This window comes from Novosphingobium resinovorum, from assembly GCF_001742225.1.
Taxonomy (GTDB): Bacteria; Pseudomonadota; Alphaproteobacteria; order Sphingomonadales; family Sphingomonadaceae; genus Novosphingobium; species Novosphingobium resinovorum_A.
Map to the genome: position 1 here is coordinate 686,620 of NZ_CP017077.1, position 21,322 is coordinate 707,941.

Consider the following 21,322-nt stretch of genomic DNA (forward strand, 5'->3'; position numbering starts at 1 on the left):
CATCAAGGAAAAGTCGCGAATTAATTTTATTACAATAAAGTGCGCACTAACACTGTGACGATATATGTTGGTGGAATTACAGACGCTATATCGCGATAGTCCATTTTTATATCCATCGCATTTGGCTGGTACGAGCGGTATATTCAGCAGAAGGCATCGTGAAGTCTGCCGGGAAAACTCCGCCTGGAGACTCTTGCAATAGTTGAGTCGACAGCCGAGATCGGCGACTACCGACCGAGGCTGTGTAAAAACGCGGTTTCGCTGCGGCGTGCAGATGGGGGTAGCGACGCGGCGGCATGATGCGATCAGGCCCGGATTACCTGGATCTTCATCGGGACGCCAATCATCTAAATCAAACGCTTCATATTGTAGGCCAGAACGCTGAGGCTCATCTCTTTTCTGACATTTTTCAGGGTCCTGGTGAGGAAGGGCGTACTGCCCATCCAGGCTTTGAGCGTGCCGAAGACATGTTCGACCGTCTGTCGCCTAATGCCCATGGCATCCGGCAACTGATTGAGGCGCATTTGCATCTCATCCAGTATCGCCTCATGCGCCCATCGCTTGACCCGCTTCACCTTTTCCGGCGTACAGCGCGGCCTGAGCTGACAGGAATGGCAGGCGGCAAGGTTGCGGTAGTGGCCGATCTCACCTTCTCGATCCGAACGGACCTTGCTTCGCGTTAGATGGGCTCCGGCAGGACAGCGGTAGCAACCATGGACAACGTCATAGACGCAGTCCGGCCTTGCAAAGAGACCCAGCTTCGACCGGCCTGATGTATCGACCTTGGGAACGCAGGGGAGCACACCCGTGCTTTGGCATTCCAGTATCTGGTCACGGCTGTAATAGCCCCTGTCTGCAAGCACCGTGAGATCCGGGGTGCCAGCGGCGTACAGGGCAACGCGGCCCATGGGAACAAGCTGGGCACGATCGGAGCCTTCGTTCGCTACCTCATGCGCAATGATGAGATGATGCTCGGTATCTACCGCCGCCCGTACAGTGTAGCCGACAACACCCGTGCCACGGCCGGTCGTGGCCATGGACCGAGCATCGAGATCGGTGAGGGATATCTGATTGTCGAGGGCAGCCTCTACCTGCGCGGTCATGTCTTTCAGATATTGCATCTGACGGCGTAGCCCGGCGACCTTCTCGCGGATCTTGTCAGCCCGCATCTCGGGCACGTCACTGTCCCCACGATCGGCCTGGTCGAGCGCGACCAGATAGCGATCTATGCTGGCCTGGACCTGTTCGATGCGCGCGGCCCCCTTATGCGCCGTGAAGTTGCGATCCCGGTTGTTCACTGCCTTAAACTTGCTGCCATCCACCGCAACCATGGCGCCGCTGAACAGGCCCATGCTGCGGCAGAGCATCGCGAACTGCCCGCATACCGCACGAATGGCAGCACCGTTGTCACGCGGGAAATTGGCAATCGTCTTGAACTCTGGCGCCTGCCGACCCGTCAGCCACATCAACTCGATATTGCGGCCTGCTTCCCGTTCGAGCCGTCGGCTCGACTGGGTGCTATTGAGATAGCCCTACAAATCGATATTCGGCATGGTCGATGGATGATAAGCGGGTCGCCCTGTCAATGCCGGGGTCATGCCTTCAAGCCCTCAAGCCGTCAGATCAAGCTCATTGATAAAGGCTTCGACCACCCTGATCGGGTTATGTTCGCTGACGTAATCATCCAGCGAGCACGAATCCTCTCCCTCAAAAAGTGCCTTATGGCCGCAGAATAATTTCCGAACGCAGAATTTTAGAAGTGTGCAAAAATACGTAGATCGATTCCGCGACCTGCCAGATTAGGCTATTTCGACCAACGCCCGCCATTCAGGTTCACGACCTACGCGACTGCCCTGCCCCTGCCGGAAGGCGGTGAGTCCTCACAGAAATGAACCTGTGCTTTGCCCTTCCTCTTGGAACGGTACAGCGCGGCGTCGGCGCATTGCAGAAGCCTGTCGAGGTCCAGACCATGAACAGGCGATAGTGAAATCCCGACGCTGGCGGAAATCTCCATCTCCGTATCGTCGATGCGGTAGCTTTCGGAAAGTTGGCGGATAATGCGGCGCGCAAGAAGCTCGGCCTGGTCCGCATGCAGCACGCCGGGTTGAAGGACCACGAATTCATCGCCACCAAGGCGGCCGACAACGTCATCGCCTCTCACTGCAGCGCCCAATCGCGTGGCGACTTCGACCAGCAGTCTGTCTCCGACCGGATGCCCGAACTGGTCGTTGATGGCCTTGAAGCCGTCCAGATCGAGATAGTGAATGGCGATCTGCTGATCGATCCGGCACGTTTGCGCCTGTTTGAAAAAGGATTCACGCACCAGCAACCGGTTGGCAAGACCGGTGAGTGGATCGTATCGCGCCAGATTTCCAAGGTCATGCTTGGTCGTCAGATGCTCGAGCGCAGACTGATAAAGATGTCGGACGGATTCGATGCTCATCGCCGCCACGACGAGAAGCAGAATGGCCTCAAGTATGAAGAACTGCCCGGTCACGGTCTGAGCACCGATCCGCGTCGCGTACACGAGCATTCCCAACGACACCGGGACAACCGTGATCGTCTGGCCAAGCCAGCAGAGCCTGGGTCGGCCCGCATTGCGCGACACGATCCCGGCGCCAAAGGTGAAGATCAGGCTGACGGTGGCCAGGTGGACGAGGGGATGGGGCGCTGCGAGCGCCACCAGATTGAGGCTCGCTATCAGGCCGGCACAGGCACATGTTGCCCATGTGTAGCGCTTCTCCCACCGCCGAAGCGCGGGAATGTCCTGAGTCAGCCCCCCTGCTCGGTGATATGCGCGAATGATCACAAGGCGAACTGCGGTCACGATGCTGGAGCAAAGTACCAGCGCAAGAACCGGCCCGCTGTGCCAGTTCACCAGGACCAGTGTTCCTACGACGGCGTAGAGAATGCCAAATCCCAGGATTGGGGTCGCCATCGCGAAGAGCGGTGCGAGAAGGTCGCGATAGACGGCCTCCGGCAGCAGTTCATCTGCCGTCTGCCCAAAAATCGTCGCCTGCGGACGGGTGCGAGGGGATGGGGATCGTCTCTCCATCAAACGATCATACAGGAACAGGCTTAACGATTTGACCAGAATCAGGCGTGCTGTGCCTGGTCGCGATTTGGCCCTTCTCGCGCAAGGGCTCATCATGGCCTGCATCGGGCCCCTGGCGCCTACTCGTCGTTTCCGTTCAGCTGATTGCTCGAGGGAGGCGGAACGGCAGCACCGCGGCGGTTCGGCATTTGCGTCGTTTGCTGACTATCGGTATCTTCCTTTGCTGGAAAATAGCGTTCGACAAGGGAAGCAGCGACAAGCAGCAGGAGAGCGAGCGCTGTGCCAGCCAGGACGAGGATATACTGACCGGCCCCGGCAGTGATCCCCACGGCCGCAGCCATCCACAGGCTTGCCGCGGTCGTCATATTGCGCACATCTCCGCCGCGCACGAAAATGAGGCCACCGGCGATAAAACCAATCGCCTGCGCAAGCCCCTGTATGACGCGAACGGGATCACCCTCTGCATGGTGCTCGACGAGTTCCAGCGCCGACAATGTCAGCATCCCCGAACTTAGCGCGACAAGTCCATGCGTGCGTAAACCCGCATCGTGCCCACGGCGCTCGCGTTCGCAGCCGAGGGCGAGGCCCAGAACCGTCGCAAGACCGAGCCTCATCAGGGTCGTGGGCAGGTCGTCTTCAAGCATCTTTCGTACTCGGCCGGAACGTGATGACGCGATAGATATAGTAGATCAGGACTGCCGCCATGATCCCCAGGCCAGCAGGCCCGAGGTACCGGTCGACGGCCGAGAACTGCTTCCCCAGAACGTATCCGGCTCCAGCCAGAAGACTGTTCCACACAGCCGATCCCAGCGTAGAAGATGAGAAACCGTGGGAAAGGGGTGCCAAACACGCCAGCCGGAATCGAGATCAGCGTGCGCAGTCCAGGAATGATGTGGGCAACAGGAATTGCCCATGAGCCGTGCCGATCGAACCAGTTGTCGATGTGATCGATATCGCTCGCCGATAAGGTAAGCCAGCGCCCGTGGCGGTCAGCCAGTTTTTTCAATCGCCGGTCACCGCATTTACTTGCCAGCGACCACCAGAAGGCGGCGCCAGTGACCGTCCCTATCGTGCCGGATATGACGACAAGCATAATGTTGAGGCTGCCGTCAGCCGCAGTGTAGCCCGCCAGGGGCATGATCACTTCAGAGGGTATGGGAGGAAAGACATTCTCAAGCAGCATGAGCAGCGCGATGCCCCAGTACCCCATCTGCTCGACAATGGCCGAGATCCATTCCGTCATACACCGCTATCCCGAAGATCGTGAAGATTGAAATTTCATCACGAAGACACCCCAGCGTCATGCCACCCACCCAAACCCGTATGCGGCGCTATCATCTTGTGGATCCACATCAGGCATTCCCCCTGCGTCGGCGGGTTTCCCAGCCCTTTTGTGCGGCCGCAGAGCGCTTTTCCGCGCTCTGGCTCGATCCGCCCTTGCGGCCGCCTTTGCGCGAACTCTCATGGTTTTCTTTCTTGCCGCGGCCAGAGCCAGATTTCTTTCCGCCCCCGGACTCCTTGTTGACCGTCGCCCAGGCGCGCCTTTCTGCTTCCTCTTTTCCTACCCCACGGTCCTCGTAGCCCTCTTCGATATGCTCAGCCTTGCGCTTCTGCTTGTCGGTGTAGCTCGACTTGTCTCCGCGAGGCATGATCCGTCTCCTTGTCGTTTGCCCCCGCCAATCCCTTGAACGCGGCAACTGCTAATTCGTCCCGATCTGTGTTGATCAATTCGCCGCAATGTCTTGATTGTCAGAAATGGACCTTTGCACAAGGTCGCCCCCGCCGATTTCAGCGGCACGATCTCCGGCCAGGGGCACCGCAGTCCAGCGCCAGTGACCACCGATATCTACGAGTCTCGGGCGCCCGAACCGACCCGCGCGCAGGCCGAGCGAGGCGGCGACAGGCGGCAGGCGGCAGGCGGCAGGTTACCTGACGATCTGCCGGACAAGCAATGAGCGCCCTTAGGGTGCATCGCGTCCCGACCAAGGCCGGTCAATTAAAACTGCCTTAGTAAATGACTGCCCCTGTCAAAAGCTGCCGAATGCTTCGATCGAAGTGTATGATTAGCATATGGCCATTTAGTGATATTCACCATGCACGGTATTGCTGAAGATTTTAACGAGAGTCTAAGCTCGACTTTGTACGATCAGGTAGCGAAGCATAGTGCCTGAGCCATACGTTTTAGGCGGGTTGTGGGAATATAGTTCGGTTCTGGGTGCGGCGGGGAGTGTTGATTAATGTCGCCGACCCAGAGTTGGAGACGGACAGCTCCGATGGCGTCACTGAATGTCAGGTTGGTTTTTCGATACCAGGCGGCGGAATAAGGGGTGCTTTTAATGGTCAACAGATCGCAGGCCCATAGCGATATTAGGCTGTAGAGACCCAGCAGCGCCGGCGTGGTTCGCGCTATGGCTTTGTCGGTCCACTGGCGCTGTGTTTCGACACCAAGGTGAGCGCGGGTTTCTGCAAAGGTGACCTCGATCTGCCATCGGCGGACGTAGAGGGCGATCATCTCGGCGGGCTCGAGGGTGATGTCGGTACTGAAGAAGGCCTGCGGGTCGCGCTTTCCGTCAGGATCGCGAACCAGGACCCAGCGGACCGGCAAGACCGGGGTGCCGGGCCTGTACCATAGGGCGATGTCAGATGTGATCTCGAGCGTCTTGCCGCCCGCATGGCCATACCAGGCAGAGACGAGAATGCTGGTCCAGCGTGTCGCCGGGTTGGCGAGCAGGGTCTTGAGTTTTGGTAATGCTCGCCCTTTCTGTGCGGGGCGCCCCATCGTGCGTGCCGTTCGCCCCGCAGGCTGTGCAAACAAGTTGGCATCGAGCCGCAGTCGGCTGATGAGTGTGGCCCGGCGGACAATTGCATGTGCCAGTTCGTGGACAGCAAAGCTGCTGTCGCCAATGAAGATGATCCGCCGACCCGGCAGCCAGCGAGACAGCTGTAGCGCGCCCTGCCGCGCCCAGTCCGTCAGCAATTTATGACGACAGCCGCGTTGACGGTTCGATCGTTCCGAAGGAGCGAGCAACGTCAAGACTGGCAGCGCTTTGATCAGGCGGGTCCATGACACCGGGGTGAGCACCATAAAACTGAGCCAGCGCAGTCCGCTAGCTTTGACGAAATGGCCGTGACTGGAGCGGACCGGGTCGCGGTAGATACCCCGTGCGGTGATCCGGCGCCCCCATCGCCGCTCAATGGTGTCGTCCATACCGATGACCACAGGACCATCGGGCACGAGCCGTTCGACCACAATGCCCAGTAAACGCCTGGCAACGGCACGGGAGCTCCAGCGGGCGCGGTTGAGGATCTGGTGATAGGTTGCAAAGTTGGCAGCATCGCCCCGGCCGGTCACGCGCAGGCAAGACGTGACGGTCCGTTTGCCCGTGGCCAGCACGCCCCCCATCACAAGAACAAGTACATGCTCCCAACTGGGAGCCGTAAAGCAGGGACGCCATGCCTGCAGCCATTGGCGCAGGATCTGGGGGACGGGATCGCCGATCACGGCCTTGTTCTGGTCCAACATCCCATGCTTCGAGTCCTGACTGAAGCACGTTGCAACGCTTAGGCTGTTGCCATGCGGTGAGGTGACTCGGATATGCTGTGACCTGACGGCGGCAATGGATGCACCATGAAAGACGAGGAAATCATTCTGCGCATCGAAACGTTCGACGCGGCCAACGGCGGCGGCGTCGGATGGTATGAGAACAAAGGCGCTTACCATCTCTATCTGCTGGCAACCGAGGCACCGATCGCCCGCCTCAAGCCTGTCGGCACGCGTGACGAAGTCAGGCTCGGCTACTGGTCACACCAGCGAAAATGGGAAAATATCGATGATATGGGCGGATGCGTCTTGCCCCTCGATCAAGCACTCGACCACGTTGCTGAAAACAGCATCTTCTGGACCTGGACCTGACCAAAAACGTACAAAGTCGAGCTAAGAAGGCGATCAACAACTGCAGGGCATGGTCAATTTAAACCTCGTCCCCTCGTCAGAAGAACTAACCTCAATGGAGCCGCCGTGCGCCTTGGCGATCTCGCTTGCTATGAAGAGGCCGAGGCCGAGACCGTTCGCCGATTGTCCCTCTGCGGATTGCGTGAACGGCTGAAACAGCGTCGGCAGGACTTCATCCGGGATCGGGGTACCGCCATTCGAGACGCTCAGGGTGAAAGTGCCGCCAGCGGATGTCGCAGTCACGGCGATGGGTTCGTCCACCGCTCCGTGGGTAAGGGCATTGCCGACGAGATTCGAGACGAGTTGCGTTATGCGCTCGACGTCACACGTCACCGCCTCTTCGAGTTTGAGGTTCAGGTCGACGATCCTGTCTGGGTGGACAATCTGGAGTTCCGCGATCACCTGCTCGATCGGGACGGACATCCTCGGCACGAGCACCGACCGCAGCGTCAGTCCGGACCCGAGACGACCGCGTGCGAAGTCGAGTAAATCATTGATCAGCAAGCTGATACGCCGGGTGCTTTGCAGCAGCTGCGTCAGTATCCAGCCGGATTTCTCGTCGGTTTGCGTCCTGCCGAGCATGGTGATGCCAGCTTCGATAGCAGCGACCGGATTTCGCAAGTCGTGCCCTAGAATAGCGATGAAGCGTTCGCGGATTTCAGCTGTCTGCCCCGCTTCCAGGAGTTGATCCTCCTTGCGAACAAGATCGTCCTGCAAGTCGAGCTGAAGGCCGATCAACTGCGCGAAATTCTCGAACGTGGCGATGATGCCGGGGTTGGAGAGCTTGGCTGGAAGAGGATCGAGCGCGCACAACGTCCCGAAGAAGCTCCCGTCTTTTCTCAGGATTGGGATCGAGATGTAACTCTCGAAGCCGTACTGCCTCGGCGTGTGGTGATCGCGAAAGACAGGATCATACGCGACATGATCGATGATCACGCCTTGGCCGGAATCGCGGATTTCGTCGCAGATCGTGGTCTTCAAGTCGAGCGAGCCGCCGACGCCGAGCCCGAACCCGATTTCATCCCGGACAGCGCAGGCGGTCCAGCTCGTGTCGGTGACGCGCGCCACCGCAGCGAAACGAAGGCCAGTGATGCGGCAAGCGATTTCGAGGATGGATGGCACCGCATCGATGCGCGCAATCGCCGCAATATCGCTCCCCAACGCTTTCGTCATTCACTTCGTCCTATCTGTCAGACCAGCCCGATCGATCGCAGCCATGCCCTTATTAACCCGACCCAGTAGCCGCCCTGCGCAACGCTTCGCCGAGGCGCCACGGAACGCAGCATCGGCTTGGACAATCGACATCGAGCGGCTCACGCAGAGCAATGGCGTCCGCAATCTGGTCGAATACCATCGACAGGGATAACCGGCCAAATTGATGATCGGCAAGAAAAACGTTGTCGGCCAACCGGAGTTCATCCTGCTCCGGGGGCAGCGTCGAGCCATTGTCAGTCCACCCGCCACTCCGTCCTCGTTAGGCACTCAGACGCACACGCAATGGCACCTCGCCAAGCGCCTTAGCGGTAAAAGGCTTCTGGAGTTTGGGAACATTCGTGAAGCGCGCGTCCACTCCAGCCCCGGTGTAGCCGCTGACAAATACAAACGGGATGCCACGGCCTTCCAGAACTTCAGCGATGGGATAGGATTGAACGCCGTGCAGGTTGATATCCAGCACGCCGATCTCGAATTCACCGCCATTTGCTGCCTTGAGACCACACTCGAGATTGGCAGCCGATGCGACCACCTCATAGCCTCGCCGACACAGTAGCAGGCGGAGATGTAATCTGAATGTCCGCTTCCAAGCACGACAAAATCGCTGTCGAACGTTTCGGATGGGCGCGTTACGGCTGGGCAGCTCACGCCGTACCACTGCCGCGCAATCGGTCCCGGGCCCGATCATAGCCGATCTGCGCTCGGCGACTTACGCCGCGACGAGAGGAACTGCTGACTTATGCGATACGACGTTGAAGAGCCGAGCCCGCTAAGCCTCATCACGACGGACGGTATTGCCATCTTGGACTGAGCATTAGCAGGCAACGGCCATAGGAAAAGGAACGGTGTGTCGCTATCCGACGGCGATTAACGGGTAAGCGACACGCTCTAATCTAGCGGCAGACACGAACTCGGCGGTGGTGACGCCATTCGGTCCAGCAACGGCGATGATCGCGATATGCGCGATTGCTCCAATGACGTGGTCGATCATACCTGCGATAATCGCGATAGCGATGATGGTCCCGATCGCGATGCTCCCAGCGATGATGATCACGCGGGTGGGCTTCTGCCGAGGCACTCATGCCGATGCCGGTGACTGCCATCGCAAGAGCAAGAGAAAGCTTGAAAATTTTCATAGTCGCCTCCGTTTGGGAGGTCAGCAATGTGCGAGCCGCATGAATTGCTGCTGTACGCCTCGGCCAACTGCGCCGCGTGCGCCGTGTACCGCTGCGCCCCCAGCTTGGCACCCATCGTTTAGCTGTGTTGGAGGCAAATCAAGCAGCTCACTTCAAACATTCCTGAAAGGTCCACGTCGCGTTTCAGCGCCACGCGTTGGCGCTCAATGGGCAGACGGAGATGTGGTGACTGCAGCGGTCACGCTTGCTGGCTGGGCTGCGCGCCAGGCATTCTTGCCATGGCTGACCATCGGCACCCCGCATTCGTCGCAGAGCGCTCGATAATCATCGTTCTTGCCTCGCGAGATCGAGACAGAGGATGGCTTATGCCGACCAAGAGCGCACAGAAACCGCATTGCGTGACCATAGGCTATCGCAGGGTCCTCCGCAGGCATGCAGTTGCCCACACCCTGTGGATAGCGGGGAAAACTGCCCCGATTTGCGATAGACTGCATCGATGGTGGACATGCCCCCTCCAATTGCCCGTAAGGAGAGGCATCCGTGAAAGACTGTTGGCAGCGGCGGTCTGCCGGATCGCCTGCTCTCGCAAAGGAAATCGAATGCGTTTCGCCACTGCGGCCGTAATGGGCGCTGCCATTGCCATCTCGAACCCTGCAATGGCCTGGGGACCGATAGGGCATCGTATCACAGGTGCAATCGCCCAGGACAACCTCAGCGGCGTGGCGCGGGCTAAGGTCGAGATCCTGCTTGGTGAGGTAGACCTTGCCGAGGCCGCGACCTGGCCCGACGAAATGCGATCGGACCCGGCAGAGTTCTGGCAGAAGACGTCGCCTGCCTGGCACTATGTGACAGTGGCAGGCGATGACTACGCGCCATCGGATGAACCCGGACAGGGTGATGGGCTGAGCGCACTCAAGCGCTACACAGCTGTCCTGCGTGATCCGAAGGCATCGGCCGACGATCAGCGAACAGCCTTGCGATTTGTCGTCCATATCATTGGTGACCTGCATCAGCCGCTTCACGTGGGAACGGGCACCGACAGGGGCGGCAACGCTGTAAAGGTCACATGGTTTGACAAGCCCACGAACCTGCACACGATCTGGGATTCCAGCATGATCGAGCAGCGGGCGCTGGCCTACTCGGAATACGCGCATTGGCTGGAGCGTTCGACGACGCCTCAGCAAGTCATTCAGTGGAATGAGCGCAACCCGATGGTCTGGATTCACGAGAGCATTGCGATCCGCAAGAAGGCCTACCCCACCGATACCGCCCTCTCATACGACTACGCCTATCAACACCGTGAGGACATCGACAGTCGGTTGAAGATGGCTGGCGTTCGCATCGCGGCTTACCTGAACTGGGTTTTTGAAACTCCGGATGCCGAGGCAAAAACCACGAAGCGACGGTAGTCCAAGCCACCGTTCTCCGACTTTTCCCACGTCGCACGGCAGGTTCGGCATGGCCGAACCTGCGATCTGTAAGAAGCGAAGTGGGGCTCCTTCACCGGGTGGCCATTCGGCGCTGCCGAGGCACTACCGCTTGCGAGTCCCTTTCTTCGACACCTTCACGTTCTGCACGCCGGGCCGCACCTGCGCGGATGTCGGCCTGCGAGACCCGGACCAGCAGGATGGTGGTGTCTTCCAGATCGTCTTCGACGCTCTGGACCTCCCGTGGCTGCGCCCGAGATCACGGAAGTCATCGGCGCGCTGATGGAGAATGCAGTCCGGTTGCCCGCCGGGGAGTTGCGATCAGCGGAATCGCCGAGGCCGGAATGATCTGCGTCTTCATCGATGACAATGGCCCGGCATGGATGCCGGGCGGATCGATAACGCCCTCGCACGTGGCGCGCGCCTGGATGAGGCGGGTTCGGGCCACAGCTTCGGTCTGGCGATCGTCAAGGAACTGGTCGATGCGACGGGGGGCACGATGGAGTTTGATGAGGCTCCTATCGGAGGCCTGCGGGTGGCTCTGAGCTGGACCTCAGGGTCTTAGCCGCTTGGATCTGAAGGGCTTGGGGCGTCGGAGAACCTTGAAGCAAAAGCCGCAAGAGCACGAAGCATCCCCTCGTCCTGCAATCGTGCCCGCGCTTCCGAAACCGAGAACCAGGCACGCTGTCGCACGGCCATTTCTGGCCACTGCTCCAGTTCTTCCAGCACCGCAAGCGGATAGATCTGCGCTTGACTGGGATCGGCCAGTGAAGACGCCAACAGGGGCTTGGCCGAGACCGAGCCGCGTACTCCGGCTTCCTCAAACGCTTCGATGGCAGCACGTTGCGCCGCCGTTTCACCCGCCTCTATTTTTCCCTTGGGCAGGATCCACTTGCCCTTGCGGCGAGACGTCACCAGCAGGATCTCGAGGCCGTCGCTTGTCCGGCGGTAAGGAAGGGCGTGCGTCTGAAGAGGCATATTTCAACTCTGTAACGCCGTCGACGCAATCCTAATCGGGTTACGACGCCAAGGCAGGCAACAGCGAAGCGTGCATCAACTTAACTTCAAAAGCGCGGCATGACCCGCTGATTCAGGAGCAATGCTTCCGCATCGCAGCCGGTGGGCTTCTCACCGGTCTGGCGCAGGGCGTCGAGTTCCGCTTTTGCAGCGGCACGGTCAGCCTGGTACTCGGGCTTGGTTTGCACCAGCGCCATCGTGGCGGTGGCTGACAGCATGCCCGCTTCGACAGCACTCTCGTTATGAGCACCGCACACAAAGCGGCTGTCGCCGTAAGCCCGGCCACGTTCGAGGATCGGCTGCGCGCGATCGGGTGCGATGCTTGAAAGGACGAGCGCCCAGGTCCATCCCCAGGTCGTATGACCGGAGGGATAGTCATAGCTCATCCCGTGCTTCTTCTCGTCGTACAGCTCGGATTCGGGCTGGCAGATCCGGCCCTTGTCGATCGTGAAAGGGCGGTGCCGCTGGTAGACCGCTTTCGCCCTGCTGGACTGCGCACCCGTGTCTGAGCCCGCGCGTTCGATCAGCATCATGAGCTTCGGGGCATTCTGCGGCGTGAGCTTGACTCCCACCGCGCAGCTGAAATCGCGCGCCAGCGCCGGCACCATATAGTCGGCATCCTGTGTGGCCAACTGCCAGCGCGGGGTATCCGCGAGCTTGCGCGTGGCCTTGAAAATCTTGCGGTCGGTTTCGTAGCGCGGATCACCGGGGCGAGGCGCCGGCTCAACGACATGCGTCACATCGAACTCGCCCGGTTCCAGATAGCCCCTGGGTCTTTCGTTCGAGGTTGCGGATGCGGCGATGAGCACAGTTGCGGTCACTGCAGCGGCAATCGACAGTTTGAACTTCAAGGCAGGTCTCCAATCTTCGAAGAGCTAGGCCGAGCATTCCGGAAACGTCAATATGACAGTTATGTGACAACGCGGATCTTTGACGAACAAGGAGCGCCCACCGCCATCCGTGAGCAGCGTGATCATGCCTTGCAGCGATATTCCGCCAACGTCCTGACCAGTTGCCCGTTCGCGTCAACGATCCCCAGACCAATACCTGTCACCCCGCCCTCGGCGCGCGGCGGACGGGAGGCCACATCCGCCATATACTTGCCCAGGTCTGGAGTGGCCTCGTTTGCAAGAAGGGTCAGGTGGGGATCAAACTGCATGAACACGTTCGGCGACCCATAGCGTTCGAAAGCGGGCAGCTTTGCAGGGTATTCCTTCATCCACGATGGCGGGGCTAGGTCGTGCGATCGCAATGGTTCTGCCGCCAACGTCATCTCATCGGCCAGCCTTTGCAGAGGGGCCGATCTCTCGACCTTCAAGAACAGCCAGTTCGAGGCAGTCCTTTGCAGGCCGGTGACCGTGAGCGGGAATGACCTACACGCCTTCGCGGCCTTGGCGACAGCAGCTTTCAGCGCAGGCGCCGCGGATGCCGGGTATTGCGTCAGGTAAAGCGTGACGTGTGCCGGATGGCCTTGCGCATGAAACGTGGTCATGCCCCTAGCAGCGAGATCGACGCTCGCTTCCGTTACCGCGTCAACGATGGACGGTGAGGGGATCGCGTAAATGTCAATGCTGAGCCTGTCCTCTGCTTGCAAGGGGTAGGCCGTAACCAAAGCTGCGATCAGGGCCATCCGGGGTATTTGCGGCATATGACTGTGCTCGGGCCGGGAGAAATAGAGGGAGCGATATTTAGCGGCGCCTTCGACGGATCGGCAAATTCTTCCGCACAAGACACGTGCTGGAATCTGCGAATCCGACGACCTAAGGTTCCTCAGATCAAACCCCATCTTAATGCTGCAGAATGGCAGGTTCCAGGAATCATGTTTGGAATGCTAAGCGACCGGAATGGGGCGCGTAGCAGCCCCTTGCGCCATCCACCCATGTCGGTCATTCAACGCCCGGATTTCATTTCCCGGCAGCGGACGGTCCGCAGTGGCTTGTGCTCTCAAAATCGCTGGCGCCTTGTCTCAAGGCGGCTTCAATGTCGACCATCTAAATCGAACTCTGGTAGCAGGGGCTTCCGTGCCGTAAGCCACAGCCTCCTGCATGGACAACAAGAGAGCTTATGGCGCTGGTAAAGAAATCGACCTTGGGTTCTCGTGCAAGGGGTACGACCTCAGCTGCTGCAGAGGTCGCGCCATCAGCGGAAGTCAGCACTACTCGCCGGCCGGCTGCAAGGCGCAAATCGGCCACCCCTACCGAGCGCATCGACCAGGCGACGCAGGAACTGGCGAGCGGCCTGGGCGAAGCCTCGGCAGCGGCCGCCGAGTTGCAGCGCACGATGGCCCAGATTTCGAGCGGGGCAGAGGAGGCGGCGGGCGCGGCGCAGGAATCGCTCGGCCTGATCGCCGCGCTCGGCATGAATTTCCGCGACGCACGGAGCCGCGCGGAACAATCGCGTCGTCAGACGGAGGCGGTGCAGACCAGCTTTGCCGAGATCAGCACGCAGATCGAAGGATCGGTCGCGGCCATAGAATTGAGTGCGCAGCGACAGCTGTCGACCGTCGATCTGATGTCCACGTTGGAAGAGGCAGCGGGAAACATCGACGAGATCGGGGCTTATGTCGCCGATGTGTCGGACCAGACCAGCCTGCTTGCCCTCAACGCTGCGATCGAAGCCGCGCGTGCAGGCGACAGCGGGGCGGGCTTTTCGGTCGTCGCGGACGAGGTGCGCACGCTGGCCGAGAACTCCGAAGCGGGCGCCAGCGACATTCGGCGCCTGTCCGCCAGCATCGGAACCGAGGTGCAGCAAATCGCGGAAAAGATCCGAGCGGCATCGACGCAGGCCACGAGCGAGGCCGGCCTGGGTCATGAGGTCGTCGCGCGCCTGAAAGTTGCGCGCGATGATCTCGCGGCACTTGGCATGAACATGCAGGACATTCTCCAGACAGCGTTGGAGGCGGAAAGTGCGACCCGCGAGGCGGAGCGCGGCGCGGAGCAGGTGGCGAGCGCCGCCGAGGAGCAGTCCGCCGCCGCAGCAGAAGCCCAGCAGGCTATAGAGCAGCAGGGATCTTCGCTGGAGGAAAGCCAGCAAACGGCAGAGGCGCTTGGCGACTTGACCGAGCAGTTGCAGAGCAATGCCGGCGAGGTCGTGGTCGAACAGGTGGCAGCGGCAGCGGAAGAACTGTCAGCAACGGTGCAGGAACTGTCCGGCGCGTCCGGACAAATCCTCGTGGCGCTTGAACAGATCAGTCGTGGCACTCAGGTTCAGGCATCAGCCACCCTTCAGGCCAATGCCGCGATGAGCCAGATCGAAAAATCCGCTCGCGTTGCTCAGGAAAGAGCGGAAGGCGCTAACGGCCGGATCACCGCGATCGTGCGATCGGTGACGGAAGGCCGGGCGATGATGGAGCAGCTGGTCGATGGCGTCGGCACCGCGCTGCAAGAGGTCAACGGCGTGCAGGGCCTGTTAGCAGGCCTGAACGACACTATGCGAAAGATCGAAAAGATTGCCGACAGCCTGGCCCTGATTTCCATCCAGACGAATATGCTGGCCGTCAGCGGCGCGGTCGAGGCGACCCGTGCTGGGGACGCAGGGTCGGGATTTGCAATGGTCGCGGGAGATATCCGCAAGCTGTCTCGCGATGCCGCCGATAGCGCAGAGCGGACCAAGGACATCGTCCGCACGATACAGGATCAGATGGTGTCCGTCCGCCGCGATCTCGATCAGGTTGTTGGAGCTGCCGAGGCGGAAATAGCCCGCAACCGAGCCATGGTGGAACGCTTTGCGCTGGTGACAGCGGAACTGGAGGATGCGCAGGCATCCAACGGCGCGATCCTGACGAGCGCGGATGCAATGTTGCGGTCCGTTCGGGAGGTTCAAAGCGGCACCACCCAGATCGCCGAAGCGGCCGATCTTGCCGCAGCCGCCGTTCGGGAAGCGAGCGCGGCCGCACGCCAACAGGCACAGGGCGCCGAGGCGCTGGCGGCAGCGATCGAGGAAATCGCGTCCATCGCGACCGTCCTTGCCGTACAAGAGAACTGAGTTTGGCCGCCGCCCCTCTCCCCGCCATGCAAATTCTGACGTTCACCGTCGGCGAACGGCGTCTGGGCTTGCCTGCTGCGCAGGTGCGGGAAATCCTGTCGATGCCGAGGATTTCGCGTGTGCCGCATGCGCCGGATGCGCTGCTGGGCGTCGCGAACATGCGCGGCACGGTTATTGCGGTGATTTGCGTTGGACGGCTGATCGGTCAGGAAGAGAGCGAAAGCCAGCGCGTGATCGTCGTCGATGCCGACGGCCTCGTAGGACTGGCCGTTACCAGCGTTGCTCAGCTTGCGGACCAGAGCGCGGTCCATGACGTCTCCCTGCTCGACGTTGCGGAGCTGGTCGCACAGGCCGTGCCGAAGAAACGTCAGCGCGAGTCCAGCGGGCGCGTCATCGCTTTGGCAAGCCGCGCTGCCCGCCAAGACACCTTGGCGCTCGTTGCTTTCACGATCAGCGATCAGGCCTTTGCGCTCCCCTTGTCCAACATCGACAAGATCATGCGCGTGCCCGACGACATCGCCCGGATGCCGCATGCGGACGATGTCGTGATCGGCACCATGCCGCTGCAAGGCAACCTCCTGCCATTGCTGTCGCTCGCGGCCCTGCTGGCCCTTCCCATCCGGCCCGCAGACCATCATGCCCGCATTCTCGTCGTCAGGATCGGCACGCATCGCGTCGGTCTGCTGGTCGACGCGATGCAGTCCGTTGTGCGCGTCGCCGAGACTGACATCGATTCCGTTCCGCAAGTGCTGAACCGGGGCGGCGCGGAAGCACGCATCCAGGCGATCTGCCGGCTCGGGGAGGGCAAGGGCCTGCTGTCCGTCCTCGCCACGGACCAGCTGCTGCGCGAGGACATCATGGCGAGGCTGCTACAGGGCGATGGCAAGGAACAGGGCAACATGACAGGCGGCGCGGCGAGCGAACGATGCGAGCGGTTTCTTCTGTTCCGGATCGGCGACGACAGCTTCGGTTTGCCCCTCGATGCGGTCGATGAGGTCGTCCCCTTGCCGCCGCGCCTCACGCCCCTGCCCAAGGCGCCCGACTTCGTGCAGGGAGTCATGAACGTGCGCGGTCAGGTCATCCCGGTGATCGACCAGGCGCGGCGGTTCAACGGCACCGCCGTAGGCAGCGCCAAACCCCGTGTGATCGTGGTGCGCATCGGCGCGCTGACTGCCGGCTTCATCGTCGATGCCGTGTCCGAAATCGCCCAGGTGCCTGAAAGCGCGCTTCACGAAGCCCCGGATCTGGGTGCGGAGGGGACACGCGTTTTCGAACGTGTCGCGACGCTCGGCGGCCGGGACGACCTCGTCCTGATTGTCAATCCGCGCGAGTTGCTGGACCGGGCCGCACAGGATTTGCTGACCAGACTGAGCAAGAAGGGCGTGACCAAAGCGCCGTGACCCGCTTGCTCGTCATTGACGATTCGGCGCTGATGCGGCGCCTGCTGATCGAAATCTTCACGTCGGCGGGCGACTTCGAAGTGGCCGTTGCGCGAAGCGGTGCGGAGGCGCTGGAGATGCTGGCCGACGTCGCGCCGGACGTCATCACGCTCGACGTCAACATGCCGGGGATGGACGGGCTGGTCTGCCTCGACCGGATCATGGTGATACGCCCCTGCCCCATCGTCATGGTCTCGTCACTGACCGCAGACGGCGCCGAGGAAACGCTCGAGGCGATGGCGCTGGGCGCGGTCGATTTCATCGCCAAGCCCAAAGGAGCCGTATCGCTCGAAATCGACGCCATCGCCGACGATCTGGTCGACAAGGTGCGCGCCGCATCGAAAGCCCGCATTTCCCGCACCACCCGCCTTCAGGAACGCGTTCGCGCGCGCGCCCGCGGCGGGCTCGCCGGGCGCAAGCCGCGCCCCGTCCGCTCGATACCGGATGGCGCCGCGCCCCTGCCGCGCTTGTCCCGCGTGGATGGTGAGACGGGCCTTGTGCTCGTCGGCTGCTCGACGGGTGGGCCGCCTGCGCTCGATGCCGTGCTCGGCGAACTGTCGGAAAATTTTCCCTGGCCGATCCTGATCGCGCAGCACATGCCCGCCAGCTTTACCGGGCCGCTCGCGCGCCGCCTCGACCGGATGTGTGCGCTGACCGTTCGGGAGATCACAGGGACCACGCCGCTGCTCCCCGGCCATGCCTATATCGGCAAGGGCGATGCCGATCTCATCCTCTCGCGCCGCAATGGCCATCTCGTCGCGCTCCCTGCTCCCAGCAGCAGCGACTATTTCTGGCACCCCAGCGTCGACCGGCTCGTCGACAGTGCGATGCGTCTGGTTGCGCCCGACAGGCTGGTCGGTGTGTTGATGACCGGCATGGGCACGGACGGAGCAGCGGCAATGACACGATTGAAGCAGGCAGGCGGCCTCACCATCGCCGAGGCGGAGAGCAGCGCGGTGGTGTGGGGCATGCCCGGCGCGTTGGTGCAGGCGGACGGCGCGGGCATTGTCCGACCACTCGGCCGCATTGCCGACGCGCTCACGGCTCTTCTGCCCGCGTGAGCGATGCACCCTCCGCCGCCAACGCACCGATCGCCCTGTCACCGGAGGAGCTGGCGGCGGTCTGCACGCTGCTTTACCGCTGGACGGGCATGATCTTTGGCGAGAACAAGCGCTATTATATCGAGCGCCGTATCACGGAGCGGATGAAGCGCACCAATATCACCACAGCCAAAGCCTATCTGGGCTTTATCGGCGTGCATCTGGCCGAGCGTGAGGCGCTGATCAACGCCTTCACCATCAACGAGACCTATTTCTATCGCGAGGAGCATCAACTTGCGGCCCTCTCCCGCGACATCCTCCCCGAACTGGTCCGGACCAAGCGTCCGGGCGATCTTGTCCGCATCTGGTCCATGCCCTGCTCGACGGGCGAGGAGGCTTATTCGATCGCGCTCTGGCTGCTGGAAAACTGGCCGCTGGTGGATGCCTATAATGTCGAGATCATCGGGTCCGACATAGATACGGGTGCCATTGCCAAAGCACAGGACGGGCATTTCGCGGAACGGGCGCTCGCCCGCCTGCCCGACACCGTACGTGAAAGCTATTTCGAGCCGGAACATGGGCATCGCCGCCGCATCATTCAGGATTTGCGGGAATCGGTGCGCTTTGTCGCCGCCAACATCATCGACGCGAGCAGCCTGAGCGGGCTGGGCCTGTTCGATGTGATCCTGTGCCGCAACCTGCTGATCTATTTTGACGACAGCTCTCGGTTGATTGCAGCGAACAACCTCTTCGATGCCCTCAACCCCGGCGGGACCATCTGCCTCGGCCATAGCGAGTCCATGGGGCGCATCTCCGATCGCTTCACCCTCTCTCGTCTTCCGGACGCAATCGTCTATCGTAAGCCGTAATGGACGAACTGCTTGAACAATTTCTGATCGAGGGGCGCGAACTCGTCGCGCAGGCGGGCAAGGATTTTGCCGCCCTGTCGCGCGATCCCACCGACGTCGCCGCCATCGACAGCGCTTTTCGGGCGATCCATACGCTCAAGGGGTCCGTGGTGGTGTTCGACCTCGGCCCTGCCGAACGGCTGCTGCATGCTGCCGAGGATCTTCTGGAGCGGGTCCGCAAGGGCACCTGCGCTCTCGAAGCGGCAGAGACCGACGCGCTTGTCGCCAGCCTTGATGAGGTTGACCGCTGGATCGACGACATGGAGCGGGACGGCCGGTTGAGCGAGGATGCCCCGGCAAAGAGTGAACAGGCAATTGCCCGTCTCACGTCGCGCGCTGCCGAGCCCCCTTCCCCTGACCCGGTGGTGGACAACCAGAACTGGCTCGCTCGCCTGTCGGAGAGGGAGGCAGCGATCATCGCGGGTGCGGCGGGGCCCGTCGTCGCGTTTTGCTACGCGCCGGATGCCGATTGCTTCTTTCGCGGCGAAGACCCGCTGGCGGTGGCGGAAGCCGTGCCGAACCTGCTCACGCTCACCATGCTCCCCCGCGACGGAGCATGGCCTAGTGCCACGGCCATCGAGCCTTTCTCCTGCTTCGGCGTCCTGGAGGGCCTCAGTTCGGCCTCTCAGGACAGGGTTCGCGCCGCCTTCCGACTGCAACCCGATCAGGTGCAATTTGCGGAGCTGATGTCCGGGGACCGGGGCGAAATCGCCCGTACATCTCGCGTCGATACGAGCGTGCTGCGGGTCGAATCCGCACGGGTGGATGCGATGGCTGACGGGCTGGCCGACCTTGCCGTGGCAATCAACGCACTCGCCCCGCTGGCCGAGGACGCGCAGGGCGTCGATCATGCCCTTGCGGCACGCATCCGCGCCGTCCAGGCGACCATCGAGCGGGCGATGGGTTCCCTCCATCGCAATCTGACCGCCGTGCGGCTGGTTCCCCTTGAACCTGCGCTCCAGCGCCTGCCACGGCTCACACGCGAGATCGCGCAAAGCCTGGGCAAGAGCGTGACGCTTACCATTGCCGGTGAAAGGATCGAGGTCGACAAGCAGATTGCCGACGGCCTCTTCGAACCTCTGCTCCACATGGTCCGCAATGCCATCGATCATGGCATAGAAGCCGTCGAGGTTCGCCGTGCGGCGGGAAAACCGCAGGAGGGCAGGATCGCCCTGAGCTTCGCTCGCGAGGGAGACGCGGTGGTTGCCACGCTGAGCGACGATGGGGCAGGCATTGATCCCAAGCATATTCGGCAGCTCGCCGTTGCACGCGACTTCCTGCCACAGGACGCAGCCGAGGTTCTGACCGATGCAGCCGCGCTACGCCTCATCTTCGCTCCCGGTTTTTCGACCGCTGGCTCTGTCACGGAAGTATCCGGACGAGGCGTCGGCATGGATGCCGTGCAGGCGGCCATCGACAGGTTGCGAGGCTCCATCGAGATCGACAGCGCCGCCGGCCAGGGCACCATTTTCAGCATACGCCTGCCTGCCAATGCGCTCACGACGCAACTGCTGGTCGTGGAGGTCGGCGGCGAGCGCTATGGTGTGGCCCTCGATCAGGTGGTCGAGACGGTTCGCATCGATCGGTCCGTGCTGTTCCCGGTCGGCCGGGGCATCGCCTGCGTCCTGCGTGACCGGACCGTGCCCGTGCTCGACCTCGCGACCCTGCTCGATGCCCGCCGCGCGGAAGGGCCGCACGCCAAGCTGGTGGTGACGCAGAGCCGCGGCGAGCCAATCGCGCTGCGGGTCGATGATTTCGCCGAACGCATCGATACGATCGTGCGCCCCCCGACAGGCATGCTGTCCTCTGCCCGAGGGGTCATCGGCTCCGCCCTCATGGGCGATGGCAGCGTCCTTCTCGTCCTCGACCTGCCGGACCTGGCCGCATGACCGTGCGCAAAACCGACGACACCATCCGTCTGGAGGGGCGTTGCGGCGTCGAGGATGCGGAAACGCTGCTCGCTGCCTTGCAGGATGCGCCGGAGGCCGTGGTGGACATCACTGCCGTTCACAAGCTGCACATGGCCGTCGCGCAGGTCCTGCTCGCGCTTCGTCCTGTCATTCGGGGCGTACCGGAGTCAGCCTTTCTCGCGCGAAATATTTTTGAGCCAATGATTTCGGATAGCGACAGAGCGACCAAAACGCCTTAGCAA

22 protein-coding genes and 1 pseudogene are annotated in these 21,322 nt (G+C 61.5%); 10 read left to right on the forward strand and 13 right to left on the reverse strand.

What is annotated here, in order from left to right:
• Positions 1-347: 347 nt before the first annotated feature.
• From BES08_RS28200 to BES08_RS28220, 5 genes and pseudogenes are all read right to left on the reverse strand, one after another.
• Positions 348-1,688, reverse strand: a pseudogene (locus BES08_RS28200) (IS1182 family transposase).
• Between the two features lie 152 nt (positions 1,689-1,840).
• A complete protein-coding gene (locus tag BES08_RS34345) occupies positions 1,841-3,160 on the reverse strand; it encodes a GGDEF domain-containing protein (protein ID WP_231958404.1) in 1,320 nt (439 codons plus the stop codon).
• Positions 3,161-3,174: 14 nt separating this feature from the next.
• Positions 3,175-3,699 (reverse strand): MgtC/SapB family protein, encoded by a 525-nt coding sequence (locus BES08_RS28210; protein ID WP_008828474.1) that lies wholly within the window; start codon positions 3,697-3,699, stop codon positions 3,175-3,177.
• Entirely contained in the window at positions 3,669-4,298 is a 630-nt protein-coding gene (locus tag BES08_RS28215) for a DedA family protein (protein ID WP_338043872.1), read from the reverse strand. The genes BES08_RS28210 and BES08_RS28215 overlap by 31 nt, the downstream gene beginning before the upstream one ends.
• A 109-nt stretch (positions 4,299-4,407) precedes the next feature.
• Positions 4,408-4,704 (reverse strand): plasmid stabilization protein, encoded by a 297-nt coding sequence (locus BES08_RS28220; protein ID WP_069710021.1) that lies wholly within the window; start codon positions 4,702-4,704, stop codon positions 4,408-4,410.
• A gap of 114 nt (positions 4,705-4,818) precedes the next feature.
• On the opposite strand from BES08_RS28220, the gene BES08_RS28225 reads away from it, so the two are divergent.
• Positions 4,819-5,010, forward strand: coding sequence for a hypothetical protein (locus BES08_RS28225; RefSeq protein ID WP_069710022.1), 192 nt, complete (start codon positions 4,819-4,821; stop codon positions 5,008-5,010).
• 191 nt (positions 5,011-5,201) lie between these two features.
• Here the strand turns inward: BES08_RS28225 and BES08_RS28230 are convergent, their stop codons facing one another.
• The gene (locus tag BES08_RS28230; RefSeq protein ID WP_008833256.1) at positions 5,202-6,578 is read right to left on the reverse strand and encodes an IS701 family transposase; all 1,377 of its coding nucleotides are present in this window, start codon (positions 6,576-6,578) and stop codon (positions 5,202-5,204) included.
• 105 nt (positions 6,579-6,683) lie between these two features.
• Between BES08_RS28230 and BES08_RS28235 the strand changes: the two genes are divergently transcribed.
• On the forward strand, positions 6,684-6,968 hold the full coding sequence (locus BES08_RS28235; protein WP_036528601.1) for a hypothetical protein: 285 nt from the start codon (positions 6,684-6,686) through the stop codon (positions 6,966-6,968).
• 33 nt (positions 6,969-7,001) lie between these two features.
• Here BES08_RS28235 and BES08_RS28240 read toward each other — a convergent pair whose 3' ends face one another.
• From BES08_RS28240 to BES08_RS28250, 4 genes are all read right to left on the reverse strand, one after another.
• Positions 7,002-8,180 carry a GAF domain-containing sensor histidine kinase gene (locus BES08_RS28240; protein WP_069710023.1) on the reverse strand — a complete coding sequence of 393 codons (1,179 nt, stop codon included), beginning with the start codon at positions 8,178-8,180 and terminating at the stop codon, positions 7,002-7,004.
• A 52-nt stretch (positions 8,181-8,232) separates the two neighbouring features.
• Positions 8,233-8,415, reverse strand: a complete 183-nt coding sequence (locus BES08_RS33365; protein ID WP_156800026.1) for a hypothetical protein — start codon at positions 8,413-8,415, stop codon at positions 8,233-8,235.
• A 66-nt stretch (positions 8,416-8,481) separates the two neighbouring features.
• Positions 8,482-8,751 carry a response regulator gene (locus BES08_RS33370; RefSeq protein ID WP_156800027.1) on the reverse strand — a complete coding sequence of 90 codons (270 nt, stop codon included), beginning with the start codon at positions 8,749-8,751 and terminating at the stop codon, positions 8,482-8,484.
• 321 nt (positions 8,752-9,072) lie between these two features.
• Complete coding sequence (locus tag BES08_RS28250) at positions 9,073-9,273, reverse strand: hypothetical protein (RefSeq protein WP_156800028.1); 201 nt, start codon at positions 9,271-9,273, stop codon at positions 9,073-9,075.
• Positions 9,274-9,954: 681 nt separating this feature from the next.
• Here BES08_RS28250 and BES08_RS28255 point away from each other — a divergent pair.
• A complete protein-coding gene (locus BES08_RS28255) occupies positions 9,955-10,764 on the forward strand; it encodes a S1/P1 nuclease (protein WP_069710026.1) in 810 nt (269 codons plus the stop codon).
• Between the two features lie 130 nt (positions 10,765-10,894).
• Positions 10,895-11,065, forward strand: coding sequence for a hypothetical protein (locus BES08_RS33375; RefSeq protein WP_156800029.1), 171 nt, complete (start codon positions 10,895-10,897; stop codon positions 11,063-11,065).
• A gap of 278 nt (positions 11,066-11,343) precedes the next feature.
• On the opposite strand, the gene BES08_RS28265 is transcribed toward BES08_RS33375, so the two are convergent.
• From BES08_RS28265 to BES08_RS28275, 3 genes are all read right to left on the reverse strand, one after another.
• Entirely contained in the window at positions 11,344-11,760 is a 417-nt protein-coding gene (locus tag BES08_RS28265) for an NUDIX hydrolase (RefSeq protein WP_069710028.1), read from the reverse strand.
• Between the two features lie 86 nt (positions 11,761-11,846).
• On the reverse strand, positions 11,847-12,650 hold the full coding sequence (locus tag BES08_RS28270; RefSeq protein WP_069710029.1) for an acid phosphatase: 804 nt from the start codon (positions 12,648-12,650) through the stop codon (positions 11,847-11,849).
• Positions 12,651-12,772: 122 nt separating this feature from the next.
• A complete protein-coding gene (locus BES08_RS28275; RefSeq protein ID WP_231958405.1) occupies positions 12,773-13,429 on the reverse strand; it encodes a 2'-5' RNA ligase family protein in 657 nt (218 codons plus the stop codon).
• Positions 13,430-13,863: 434 nt separating this feature from the next.
• On the opposite strand from BES08_RS28275, the gene BES08_RS28280 reads away from it, so the two are divergent.
• The 6 genes from BES08_RS28280 to BES08_RS28305 are packed head-to-tail and all read left to right on the forward strand — an operon-like array spanning position 13,864 to position 21,319.
• Complete coding sequence (locus BES08_RS28280; RefSeq protein ID WP_069710031.1) at positions 13,864-15,783, forward strand: methyl-accepting chemotaxis protein; 1,920 nt, start codon at positions 13,864-13,866, stop codon at positions 15,781-15,783.
• Positions 15,784-15,785: 2 nt separating this feature from the next.
• Positions 15,786-17,183 carry a chemotaxis protein CheW gene (locus BES08_RS28285; RefSeq protein ID WP_083274891.1) on the forward strand — a complete coding sequence of 466 codons (1,398 nt, stop codon included), beginning with the start codon at positions 15,786-15,788 and terminating at the stop codon, positions 17,181-17,183.
• A complete protein-coding gene (gene cheB, locus BES08_RS28290) occupies positions 17,180-18,283 on the forward strand; it encodes a chemotaxis-specific protein-glutamate methyltransferase CheB (protein ID WP_069710033.1) in 1,104 nt (367 codons plus the stop codon). The genes BES08_RS28285 and cheB overlap by 4 nt, the downstream gene beginning before the upstream one ends.
• Positions 18,280-19,131 (forward strand): CheR family methyltransferase, encoded by an 852-nt coding sequence (locus BES08_RS28295; RefSeq protein WP_069710034.1) that lies wholly within the window; start codon positions 18,280-18,282, stop codon positions 19,129-19,131. The genes cheB and BES08_RS28295 overlap by 4 nt, the downstream gene beginning before the upstream one ends.
• The gene (locus tag BES08_RS28300; protein WP_069710035.1) at positions 19,131-21,059 is read left to right on the forward strand and encodes a chemotaxis protein CheA; all 1,929 of its coding nucleotides are present in this window, start codon (positions 19,131-19,133) and stop codon (positions 21,057-21,059) included. The genes BES08_RS28295 and BES08_RS28300 overlap by 1 nt, the downstream gene beginning before the upstream one ends.
• Positions 21,056-21,319, forward strand: coding sequence for a hypothetical protein (locus BES08_RS28305; RefSeq protein WP_069710036.1), 264 nt, complete (start codon positions 21,056-21,058; stop codon positions 21,317-21,319). Before BES08_RS28300 ends, BES08_RS28305 begins: the two co-directional genes overlap by 4 nt.
• The last annotated feature ends 3 nt before the right edge of the window (positions 21,320-21,322 follow it).